Origin of the sequence: Methanospirillum sp. (genome assembly GCF_028679455.1) — an archaeon.
Lineage (GTDB): Archaea > Halobacteriota > Methanomicrobia > Methanomicrobiales > Methanospirillaceae > Methanospirillum.
Window position 1 is genome coordinate 1 of the sequence record NZ_JAJRBM010000303.1, and the last position, 11,051, is coordinate 11,051.

Annotated in this window: 13 protein-coding genes, 1 tRNA gene and 1 pseudogene; 8 read left to right on the forward strand and 7 right to left on the reverse strand. The window is 46.3% G+C overall.

The features are described from left to right. A pseudogene (locus tag LUQ50_RS10380) lies at window positions 1–675 on the forward strand (radical SAM protein); the annotation flags it as partial. A 12-nt stretch (window positions 676–687) separates the two neighbouring features. Then, window positions 688–1,482 carry a RimK family alpha-L-glutamate ligase gene (locus LUQ50_RS10385; protein ID WP_300039765.1) on the forward strand — a complete coding sequence of 265 codons (795 nt, stop codon included), beginning with the start codon at window positions 688–690 and terminating at the stop codon, window positions 1,480–1,482. A gap of 19 nt (window positions 1,483–1,501) precedes the next feature. On the opposite strand, the gene LUQ50_RS10390 is transcribed toward LUQ50_RS10385, so the two are convergent. The 6 genes from LUQ50_RS10390 to LUQ50_RS10415 all read right to left on the reverse strand — a co-directional run bounded on the left by LUQ50_RS10390 (window position 1,502) and on the right by LUQ50_RS10415 (window position 6,556). After that, window positions 1,502–1,786, reverse strand: a complete 285-nt coding sequence (locus tag LUQ50_RS10390; RefSeq protein ID WP_300039766.1) for a UPF0058 family protein — start codon at window positions 1,784–1,786, stop codon at window positions 1,502–1,504. Window positions 1,787–1,844: 58 nt separating this feature from the next. Continuing rightward, on the reverse strand, window positions 1,845–3,146 hold the full coding sequence (gene dnaG, locus LUQ50_RS10395) for a DNA primase DnaG (protein ID WP_300039774.1): 1,302 nt from the start codon (window positions 3,144–3,146) through the stop codon (window positions 1,845–1,847). 115 nt (window positions 3,147–3,261) lie between these two features. Beyond that, window positions 3,262–3,588: a DUF167 domain-containing protein gene (locus tag LUQ50_RS10400; RefSeq protein ID WP_300039767.1), complete on the reverse strand. Its 327-nt coding sequence runs from the start codon at window positions 3,586–3,588 to the stop codon at window positions 3,262–3,264. Between the two features lie 193 nt (window positions 3,589–3,781). Further along, complete coding sequence (gene pyrC, locus LUQ50_RS10405; RefSeq protein WP_300039768.1) at window positions 3,782–5,053, reverse strand: dihydroorotase; 1,272 nt, start codon at window positions 5,051–5,053, stop codon at window positions 3,782–3,784. Between the two features lie 59 nt (window positions 5,054–5,112). After that, window positions 5,113–6,009 carry a DUF4349 domain-containing protein gene (locus LUQ50_RS10410; RefSeq protein ID WP_300039769.1) on the reverse strand — a complete coding sequence of 299 codons (897 nt, stop codon included), beginning with the start codon at window positions 6,007–6,009 and terminating at the stop codon, window positions 5,113–5,115. Window positions 6,010–6,103: 94 nt separating this feature from the next. Beyond that, window positions 6,104–6,556: a universal stress protein gene (locus LUQ50_RS10415; RefSeq protein ID WP_300039770.1), complete on the reverse strand. Its 453-nt coding sequence runs from the start codon at window positions 6,554–6,556 to the stop codon at window positions 6,104–6,106. Window positions 6,557–6,726: 170 nt separating this feature from the next. On the opposite strand from LUQ50_RS10415, the gene LUQ50_RS10420 reads away from it, so the two are divergent. The 4 genes from LUQ50_RS10420 (at window position 6,727) to LUQ50_RS10435 (ending at window position 9,765) form a co-directional block, all read left to right on the forward strand. Further along, complete coding sequence (locus LUQ50_RS10420) at window positions 6,727–7,377, forward strand: VTT domain-containing protein (protein WP_300039771.1); 651 nt, start codon at window positions 6,727–6,729, stop codon at window positions 7,375–7,377. Between the two features lie 224 nt (window positions 7,378–7,601). Continuing rightward, window positions 7,602–8,252: a DUF5612 domain-containing protein gene (locus LUQ50_RS10425; RefSeq protein ID WP_300039775.1), complete on the forward strand. Its 651-nt coding sequence runs from the start codon at window positions 7,602–7,604 to the stop codon at window positions 8,250–8,252. After that, the gene (locus tag LUQ50_RS10430) at window positions 8,249–8,836 is read left to right on the forward strand and encodes an L-threonylcarbamoyladenylate synthase (RefSeq protein WP_367278988.1); all 588 of its coding nucleotides are present in this window, start codon (window positions 8,249–8,251) and stop codon (window positions 8,834–8,836) included. The genes LUQ50_RS10425 and LUQ50_RS10430 overlap by 4 nt, the downstream gene beginning before the upstream one ends. Beyond that, entirely contained in the window at window positions 8,818–9,765 is a 948-nt protein-coding gene (locus LUQ50_RS10435; protein ID WP_367278989.1) for a nucleotidyltransferase domain-containing protein, read from the forward strand. Before LUQ50_RS10430 ends, LUQ50_RS10435 begins: the two co-directional genes overlap by 19 nt. On the opposite strand, the gene LUQ50_RS10440 is transcribed toward LUQ50_RS10435, so the two are convergent. Further along, on the reverse strand, window positions 9,739–10,440 hold the full coding sequence (locus tag LUQ50_RS10440; RefSeq protein WP_300039772.1) for a Dna2/Cas4 domain-containing protein: 702 nt from the start codon (window positions 10,438–10,440) through the stop codon (window positions 9,739–9,741). The genes LUQ50_RS10435 and LUQ50_RS10440 overlap by 27 nt on opposite strands. Window positions 10,441–10,470: 30 nt before the next feature. Here LUQ50_RS10440 and LUQ50_RS10445 point away from each other — a divergent pair, with 30 nt between their 5' ends. Beyond that, window positions 10,471–10,761 (forward strand): DUF3467 domain-containing protein, encoded by a 291-nt coding sequence (locus LUQ50_RS10445; protein ID WP_300039773.1) that lies wholly within the window; start codon window positions 10,471–10,473, stop codon window positions 10,759–10,761. Between the two features lie 50 nt (window positions 10,762–10,811). Beyond that, window positions 10,812–10,883: transfer RNA gene (locus LUQ50_RS10450), tRNA-Thr, on the forward strand. The last annotated feature ends 168 nt before the right edge of the window (window positions 10,884–11,051 follow it).

An 11,051-nucleotide genomic window follows, 5' to 3' on the forward strand; every position in this document is an offset into this window, starting at 1 on the left:
AACTTCCAGCCGGTTTCATTCACGGGAGCTGCAAACCAGGATGATTTGGCACGTGAACGGATCACCATTCCGGAATTGCTGGACCGGATTGAAAATCAAACCGATAGTGCCATTCTTAAAAGTGATTTTTACCCGGTTCCTTGTGTTGTGCCGGTTTCCAATTTTATTGAGGCTTATACCGGTAAATCACAGATAAAATTTACCGCTCATCAACACTGCGGAGCAGCAACCTATGTATTTATCAGAGATGAGGGGATGGTTCCCATCAACCGCATCGTTGACGTTGATGCCTTCTTTGACTCCATTGAGCAGTTAACCAGAAAACTGGAGAACAGCAACTCTCTTTCAAAGAAGATGGTTGCAATCAACGGATTACGTGAATTTTATAATAAGGTAAAACACGATGAAGCGAATTCTGGTCTTGATGTCTGGAAGATTCTGGGTAAAACCCTGATCACTCATAACTTTGATTCGCTTCGTTCATTTCATTGGAACGCCCTTTTTATCGGAACCATGCATTTTATGGATAACTATAACTATGACCTTGACCGGGTAAACCGGTGTTGCATCCATTATGCTACACCCGATAATACACTCATCCCCTTCTGTACCTATAACAGCGGGCCCATATATCGTGAGCAGGTCTGGAAAAAATACAGTCAATCAGCAGAGTAACCTCTTTTTATTATGATCACTATCATTCCCAAACCAACCGATATTCCCTCTGATAATTCCACCCGCATGGTTATGGACGAACTTGACCGGATGGGTGAATCATACCAGGCAGTGTTTCTTGAAGCGATAGATCCCTTCTCCTGTACGTTGGAGGGAGAGACCATCTGGGCTTGCGGCATCAGGCAGAATGGTCATAATTTCGAAACACTTTCTGCCTTAGCATTATCAAACCGGGTTATCAACCCACCAGAGGGAATTGTAACCTGTGCCAGTAAAGTAAAGACATCTGCATTACTGGTGAAAGATAAGGTTCCCACACCCACAACTTTTTTCACTGAATCGCGACACCTTGCAGGTAAATTCATTGAAGATCATGGGAAGGCTGTATCAAAACCAGTGTACGGGTTCGACGGAGTCGGCATTACCCTGGTCGAATCTGAAGCACAATTAGGAGAGCCCCCATACTACCTGCAGGAGTATATTCCAAACGACCGGGATTTCCGGGTATTTGTCATCAATGGAAAAGCCGTTGGTGCAATTATGAGAGTTTCAGACAGCCTGACTCATAATATCCATCAGGGCGGATGTGGAAGTGCGGTATCAATAGATGCTGATATGAATGATATAGCAGCGCGTGCAGTAGAAAGTGCAGGGGTTGATTATGGTGGAGTTGATCTCCTTATTCATGATGGATCCTATACGGTCCTCGAAGTAAATGGTACTCCGAACTGGCATTGTATGCAGGCTCCGATTCCCCGTCTGCTAGCCGAGTATCTGGTTGCACAAAACCGGATGGAAAAACAGTAAGCGTGGTAAAAGGTCTGATTCAGGACCCGCACTCGATCTCCTTCAACGCTTTTTCTGCCAGCTCATGCATCCGTGCCGACATGCGATCAGTTGAAGGATTTTCCATATCTTTCATCGCTTTTGCGATGGCGTTCCCTAGTACAAATATCGCATATTTATGCTCCACTTTGCTCCGGTGGATCTGACTTGGAGTGATCTTCAAAGATTCATACTCGCTGAAATCAGAGTCAGGGTTATTTTCCTGAAGATAACCTTTCACATCAATGAGCATCTGATGGAGTGAGATCAGTTCCTCTTTATGCACACAATCACTCCTTGTATACTGATAAGCGGGAAAAATATAAAAGAATAAGCAGCTTCGCCTATCTAAACGGAATAAGTCTGACTGATGCCGGCCGACGAACGATTCCGCTGAAGGAGGGTGCAGCCAGAAATTTTATTCCAAAAAGTGAGAGTTGATCCAGAAGTTGCTGATTCACATCCTGATCAATAACGATTCCCTGAAAATTCTGATCATCAGGAATCATCGATTCTTCAATCTGAGAGATCGGCATTTCAAGAGCTACTTCTCCTTCTCCTGAGAGCATCCTGATAACTCCCCGCTCACGAACCTCACTGATATGTGAAAAGACCGATAATGGCTTGTATGGAAGATCTGATTCTTCATCTTTCTCCACCGGTTCTTCAGATACAGAGGAAATAACAGGCACATCTGATACCGGTGAAGCAGGTGAGACAGATGCTTCAGAGACCAGTATCGGATCAGAAATCTCTTCAGATTCTTCTGGACGCCCTTTTTGAGGCCTGGATCCTTCCTTCTCCTTACTGGAGAGATATTCGGCAACGCGGTCTTCCATCACATATTCGATCGGGACTTTGTTCCGGAGGGCTTTGATGATCTCCTTACGGGCAAGATCCTCTACTGATTCACCCCGGGGAGGATAGGCAACAAAATCAATATCAGTAACCTCAAGAAGTTCCCTTAGGATCAGATCCCCGCCCCTATCACCATCAAGGAACGCTGTTGCAGTCTTCTTGTGACAAAGATTGATGATCGTCCCGGGAACACTGGTCCCTTCTACCGCAACTGCATTTTTGATTCCCGACTTCAGAAGGTTGATCACATCAGCCCTTCCTTCTACCACAATAATGGCATCAGAATTTAGAACATTTGGACCAGCGGGCGAATTATCAGGCCCGATAGTCTCTATCTTCTCAACACGCTGACTTTCCCGTACTGCGTCAATAAGGGATTCCGGATCAATTCCAGGTTCTTCAAATTCAAGAAGCAGTGCCTTTGCCCGCTCAACAATCTGGTTTCGCTTGGTGATTCTGATATCTTCAATGTTCTGCACCTGTACCTGGGCAGAACAGGGACCGACCCGGCTGATGGTCTCCATGGAAGCAGCCAGGATAGCAGTTTCAGCCCGATCCAGAGACGTGGAGACTAGAATCTCTCCGGTTGATCTTCCCTGTTTGCTGATAACCTTGACATCAATTCTGCCAAGCCTGCCCTGACGCTGCAGCTCCCGCAGTTCCATCTCAGATCCAAGCAGACCTTCGATCTGCCCGAAAATAGCACCGACTACGTCAGACCGGTCAACCACCCCATCTGCCTGAACAGAAAGATGAATCCGGTATTTCGTAGTCTCCTGCTCATACAATCGCACTACCCCCGTGAAGAAAAATAAAGAACATAATATGGCAAGACAGTCTCTCACAAAATATTTAAACTATGCGATATAGGGTCGAAAATTTCTTGAGAAAAGTGCAGTATTGCTACTGAATACGTGCGGAAAGCATCTGACTGAGTACTTCTTCAGGAATACCTTCAATCCGGATCCTTTTGATTGAAGATGTCTGCCCGCTGATGATCTGAACCGAATTTTTGGGTATCGAGAGAGTTTCAGCAACCAGATGGATAATTGCTTTGTTAGCCTTCCCTTCGATTGCTGCAGCCTTTACCTGTATGCCAACTGCCTGGCGCCAGGGATTATATCCGGAAGGAAATCGTTCAACCTTGCTGCCTGCTGATACTTCCAGGGTGAGAATAACTCCACCAACAACAGTAAGAAAAGCATCCCTGATCTCATCAGGTGTTGTCATAAGATTGTCACCCGGCATTAACAAATGGTGTTCATCAGTGGCTTTTGCCGTACTTCACCCATTAAACGCCCTCTGCCGGGCGGTGCCATAATATGTACCAAATCCGGGTTGTCCCATGGATCATCTCTTGAGTCTTCATCAGATCTCCCGGGGACCTAAGGAAATGAGGAAAGGCACACCACACTATTAACCGTTACGGGATATAGCCTCTTCCCTGCATCCAGCGTGGATCTGTCCGTATGCAGGTTCCGTTATCAAAGGCAACCTCCCCGGACATGAGTACCAGTTCAGGGAAAACTCCAATTTGTCCCTCATATGGAGTCCACCCGGCTTTGGAAAAGATCTCATCAGCATGAATTGGTGTACCCTCTTTTGGATAGAGCGCAAAATCAGCTCGCATTCCTGGTTCATACCCTGCCGGAAGGATCCCAAGTATACGTGCAGGGTTGACAGAGGTCTTATAAATCACATCCGCCAGAGAGATCCGGCCTTTTATGACTTCAGTCATCAAAAGAGGAATCATCGTCCCAACTCCGGGAATTCCTGAAGGGGCTTTTTCAAACGATGATGATTTTTCGCTGACCGTATGAGGAGCATGATCTGAGGCCACGACATCGATCTGTTCCCAGCATCCCCATAACCTCTTCCGCTCTTTTTCAGTTCTCAGGGAAGGATTTACCTTACCGTAAGAATTTTCAGATTGAAATGATTCAAGAGAGAGAAAGAGATGATGAGGAGTAACTTCTATCGTCGCATTCCCGGTAGACCTGATATCTGATACCGTATCTGCTGCAGAGATATGACAAAAATGTAATCTCAAATCCGGGGGGGCTAACTCCATGATCATCTGTACTGCCGCTCGTTCACCCGAAATAGAGCGGAGCCGGTCATGTGCCGGGAGACTGGTATCGTCTCCCTCCCGGACCATCTCTGCATGAAGAGTGGCAAGACCGTCAAGTTCTTCAATCCGGGTCAGGGCACTATGCAGATCAGTACGTGATAATGCTTCACCATAACTTGAAGGTCCGGCAAAGGTCTCACCAAATGCCATAGCACCACCTTTTGCCATTCCTGTAAGATCTGCTTCTGGTGTAACACCTGCATTGATTCCAAAATGACAGAATGAATGTTCGCCCGCAAGAGCCACCCGATCTGCCAATAACTCAGGAGTTGTAATTTGAGGAATCGTATTTGGCTGATCAACCACAACCGTGACACCTCCGGCAAGGGCTGACTTTGTTCCTGATTCCCAGTCTTCCTTATACGCCTGGGATCCATCACGCATGTGAACATGCATATCGACTCCTGCCGGAAGAACCATCAAATCACTGCATTTACAGATCCGATCTGCTGAACCGGAAGAGCCGAGATGAGTCACCTTACCATCAGCAAGGGTTAGATCACAGACTCTTCCACCAGGTATCAGCACATCCCGGAGCACCAGCACATCCTGTACCGGATCCATACCATACGTTTGATCTGCTGGTTCATAGAAGGTTGGCAAAAAGGAATGATGAGTAATGGTTATTCAGTGCGACTGACTTTCCATCTACGATAGATGAGACAGGCAGTAGCCCCAAGGATAATCAACGGGAGCAGGGTCATGATGAGAATTACAAGCCATACTACGGTTCCTGAAAAACCTGCAATACCTTCACTGATCACTGATGCAATCGAGTAACCGGTTGCGGTAACGACTTGAGGAGGTTCTGTTAATCGGGTGGTGATTGTTGACATTGAGATCCGATTATCATAATACTTCAACTTCCCAATTTTCCGATCCAGTTCTACCTGTATTCGTTCAATCTCACGCTGAACTACAAGGATTTCAGAAACATTTACTGCCTGACCAAGAATCCGGTTGTACTGAATGAGTTGGGCTTCCAGCGCGGTCTTCTGTGCATCAAGATCAACATACTCTTCGGTAACATCCTGCGATGAAATACTGCTGCTGGTGACTTTTCCAAGATCCTGAATCGATTTTAGTGCTCCCTCAAACTGTACTGACGGGACACGAATGGTAATAGTTCCCCGGTATTGATCATCGGAACCCACGGTAACCGAAGAAGACTGAACCACACCACCACCAGCACGTGCAATCTCACCAATTGAATCTGCAGTTTTTCTTACATCCTGAACCTGGAGTGAGAGATCGCCGGTTTTAATGATCTTCGGTTCTGAAGGATTCGGGACATCTGAGTCTGTCACGTCTGAATCCGATGCTTCTGTAACTTCTCCTGCCACCGATGATTTTTCTGACATGGACCGGGGATAAACCGGAGCAGGTGCTGGTGCATGGTATGCATCAGAACCCTGACCGTTTTCAACAGATGATAAGTCAGGAAATTTTTGAACCGCTGTACATCCTGACGCAAGAATCAGCAGACAGAATAGCAGGGAGATCAGCGCCTTTAGGATCATAGCAAATACTCTCCGGGTAAGAATAAAAGATAATGGATGAGTTAAAAAAAAGTTGAACCAAACACGTTATAGGACTGGATCCATGCCAGACCGGTTACCGAACTACGATGGTCGAAACTTTTGCATGAGTCACAATATAGGTGCTCACACTTCCCAGGAGGATCCGTTGGCCAAGTCCTTTTCCGGTCGACCCAACTGCAATCAGATCCGCTTCCATCTCATCGGCTGCTTTCAGGATTTCATTACGGGGATCTCCTAATTTAACGAGCATTTTTATCTCAATGCCGTGATCATGTCCGATATTTTTCACCCGCTCAGTCACCATCTCCCGTTCTTCTGCAATTATTCGATCCCGTATCTCGTGAAGTGTTGAGATCCCCTCGTATCCGGCAGCCCCTTCAATTGTGGCATATTTTGATGGTGATATCACATAGATTGCATGCAACTCTATTTCCTGAGGATTGAGATAGTCCAACACTTTTAACAATGCAGTGTCAGCTTCAGGAGATCCATCAACTGCAATGAGCACCTTCTTGATCATAGGCATGTTCATATGTTTTTTCTAGTTATTAGCCTGTCTGATATCGTGCCGGTGAGAGAAGACCTCATGTGAATATGTTTGCATCCTTTCGAAGATTGGATTATTGTAACCGGAATGAATTCAGATCCATTCTCGGGAAACCTCATCTGGTGATACGAACAATCTGCTATGAGTATATGTCCATTAGCTTCCTTGACCTCTTTCTCAATCTGGATCACTCACTCTCACAGATGGCGGGAGAACTGGGTGTCTTGATCTATCTTGTCCTATTTATTGTCATTTTTTGCGAAACTGGTTTTGTAATAACCCCTTTTCTTCCCGGGGATTCGCTTCTGTTTATTGCCGGAGCTCTTGCAGGAACCGGAGTGCTGGATCTTCCTGCTCTGGTTATTATCGTGACTGCTGCGGCTATCCTTGGAGATACAGCCAATTTCTGGATCGGAAGATATGCAGGTAACTGGATTCTGGATAGTAAGTTTTCAGGATTTGTAAAAGGTGAATGGATACAATATACCCAGGAGTTTTATGCACGATGGGGAGGAGCAACCATAGTGGTTGCCAGATTTGTTCCATATATACGGACCTTCGCCCCATTTCTCGCAGGTATTGGAAATATGCATTACCGCTGGTTCCTCATATATAACGTAATCGGGGGAGTCCTCTGGACATGCGGACTTATCGGCGGTGGATATATCCTGGGGAACATCCCGGTTGTCCAGGACAATGTAGGAATCCTGATGTGGTTTGTGCTGCTTCTCTGCCTGTTCGCAGTAGGAATGGTCATCAAAATGTTATTACAGGGAATAATGCCGAAGCGGGAATCATGAACCGGTGTTCTAATCGATACAACCATATGCATGATTCAGGCAACCTACCCCCAAAGAAATCGAAAATCTCTCCCCTTCCGGGAGGAAACTTGTATCTTGTGGAGCGCTAACTCTAAAGGAGCAGGTTCAGCTCGTGATCAGCGATGCCTGATCCATATAGAATAATCATAGACCAATCGAAGAGGAGTTGACAAAGAACGGCATCTGAAGAAGGGCTCAAGGCAATATGCATTATTGCACGAAATAAATCAGGTGTACTGAAAGATATTGCTACGGTATTCGCTGAACATCATGCGAACATCATCATGATCCACCTTGAAGCCTGTGAAGGACAAGGTGACGAAGCATTCGAAGAACTTTATGTAGAATTCGAAGGAGAGATCATTGAGGAAGATCTTCTCAACGGCCTGCAAACCCTGCCGGGCGTGAGTAATGTAATTATCCATCGCTCCTTTGGGGATATCTTCGGAAAACGTGTCATCATCATAGGTGGAGGAGCCCAGGTTGCTCAGGTTGCAATGGGGGCGGTAAATGAGGCTGACCGACATAATATCAGAGGAGAGAGGATATCAGTAGATACTATCCCTCTCGTAGGGGAGAAAACACTAGCACAGGCAGTGGATGCAGTTACCCGGCTCCCCCGGGCCTCTATTCTTGTTCTGGCCGGCTCACTGATGGGTGGAGATGTGTCGATAGCAGTTGACAGGGTTAAGGCAGCAGGTATTCCCGTGATAACGTTGAATATGGCAGGAACGGTGGTGGATCACGCAGATCTGGTGGTTACGGATCCGACTCAGGCCGGAGTATTTGCAGTGATGCAGATATCATCGATAGCAGTTTTTGATATTTTCAGGGTAAAGGGGAGAAAATTTTGAAAGATCTCATACAAAAAGCAGTTGAAGTCCTGATGCAGGACGGGCTGATAATTTATCCGACAGATACGCTCTATGGTCTTGGGGCCGATGCCCTTTCAGAAGAGGCGGTATCAAAAGTATTTGAAGCAAAAGGCCGCGAATATCACAAGCCTTTATCTATCGCAGTCTGTGATCCCGAGATGATCGCTGCTGTTGCCTATGTTGATGATATTGCGAAGGCATTTATTGAAGAATTTTTGCCAGGACCAGCGACGCTGGTATTACGGGCACGAACGGTTCTTCCACCTCTGCTTACCGCAGGGACTAACTTGATCGGAATCAGGTACCCGGCACAAGATGTTGCACTGGAGATCATCAGCAGGTTTGACAGCCCGATTACGGCAACAAGCGCAAACCTTTCAGGTTGCCCATCACCAATAACAGTGAATGATGCATTAGTTCCTCATGATTTCTGCATAGATGTCGGTGCTCTGAAAGGGACTCCTTCAACAGTTGTTGATCTGGTCCATCGGGAGATCATCCGGCCCGGAGCGAACATCGAACGTATTGGAGCAGTGCTTGCCGAATGGGTGCAATGCGAATAACTTCTTCACTCAGGATCCGAGATTTTATCAGGGATTCTGATAACTGGCTATATGCGGTTGCAGCATACGATACAGATGCCGGAGCAGGATGCATCCTTCGGTACATTCCGGATCCTGAGGGTGAGCGGGTAGATCCCTCAGGAATCAGGTACCGGAAAGTCGGGTTTGAAGAGGCATACAATCTGGTAGCACAACATAAACCCAGATATTCAGGACTGGTACACCGGATTCCGCTTCAGGATATCAGCGAAGTTTTGAAACCTGATGAGCAGTTGAGTAAAATAGCGTTAGAAGATGAACGGGTACAACGGCTCAGGAACATTTTTGATCTTCCCGATGGTGCCTTTGGAGTTACCGGATCTATGCTCTGCGGAATCGCGGGTCCAGGATCAGATATCGACGGTGTTGTGTACGGATCGTGGTTTTTTAAAGCACAAAACCGACTTCAGGAAGGAATCAAAGCCGGAGAGATAGAAGATCTCGATGAAGTTCTCTGGAAAGCGGTTTACAAGAAACGAAATCCGGAGCTTGGGTATGAAGAATTTCTGCTTCATGAACAGAGGAAATGGAATCGCGGGCAGATAGATGGCACCTATTTTGATCTCCTCTATTCCCGGTCATATGCAGATCTCCCGGGATTTGTCATGCAGAAAGGAGTGGTCCTGGGACGGGAAACGATCAAAGCAACCGTTACTGATGATCGCTTTGCCTATGACAGTCCGGCCATTTATGAAGTAGACCATTCATCCATCACCCGGGTTCTTTCATTCACCCATACGTATACCGGTCAGGCAAAAACCGGTGAGCAGATTGAAGCACAGGGGGTTCTGGAACAGCATGGTGATGAACAATGGCTCATCGTGGGAACCACCAGAGAGGCCAGGGGAGAATATATAAGGTCCCTAACGCTTCTTGAACAAAATATGTGAAAGCAGTGTTGGTTTCTCAGGATTGCACTGCTTTTGATACGTGCACCTGGTACAGGGTGCATGAACCGGTTTAGCAGGCAGATTTCCTGATAACACTTTTCTTGCCAGCACTAACGCCTGTATCAGTCCACGCCGATCCCGTGGCTGAGGCTCATAGTATCTGACTATTCCATCAGGAATATATTCTACATATCCTCCGGAGAGATCAATTCCCCTTGATTCACGCAGGCAGAGAAGATATGCAGCGAGACGGATACGGTCATCAGACCAGCAGCCTTTTGAGGGTGAACCTGAATTTCGGATAACCGAGATAGAGCCTGATTGTGCATCGTATTTATCGATTTGACCGTATATGCCATACCGTTTCGAGTTCACTGCGATGTCAGAATCAGTCCATGTGGGAAGTGGTGTATGAGCAGTACTGACAAGACAGTGAGAGAGATATTCACGCATATCCGGGTTTATGGTAGGTTCAATCAGGCAGATTTCATCCCAGAGAGCATCTTCATCAGGTGGATGAACGATATTGAGTGAGATCTGTTTGCAGATCGTGTACCTTCCGGTTGAAACAATCTTATCATGTCGGGAAAAATAGAATCGCCGTGGACAGCGATATGCCTGAATAACTGATGATATCGGAATTGCATTATCACATGTTTCAGAAGATTCGGTCATTTTAATGCAGATACCATATAAGATGTAGGTATGTCTTCAAATGAGATACAGGTGACCATTCCTCAAAATGTGGAGCCGGTATACAGTAATATGATCCAGATTGCTTATAAAGAGGATGAATTTACCTTCATGTTCCTTCATCAGATTCCGGGAATTAATCAGGCACGGGGAAAAGCCGTCGTCAGTATTTCTCCAACCCATGCGAAGAACCTGCTCCAGGTACTCCAGCGGACCGTGGGTGAATATGAACAAAAGTTCAGGCCGCTGGAAGCTTCACAGGAAAAAGCACAGAGTGTAACCTCAATGACTGGATATTCATAAATCCGGACATAGAAATTTTTTAATGCCATCAGGGAGAGTTGTATAGGCACGCCGTTGTGGCTTAGGGGTATAGCGGCTGATTCGTAATCAGCAGACCGAGGGTTCAAATCCCTCCAGCGGCTCTGGGCTACCATTTCCTAAAGCCTTATCTTTTTTGACAGTAATTTTCGGTATGATCATACCATGTTCTCAACCTATAACCGGGAGGATCTCGTTGAGAAAAGTTACGCAATGCATCGGGAATCCGGTCAAATCTCAGAGCGTGATGAGCAACTCATCCGGCAATTTGT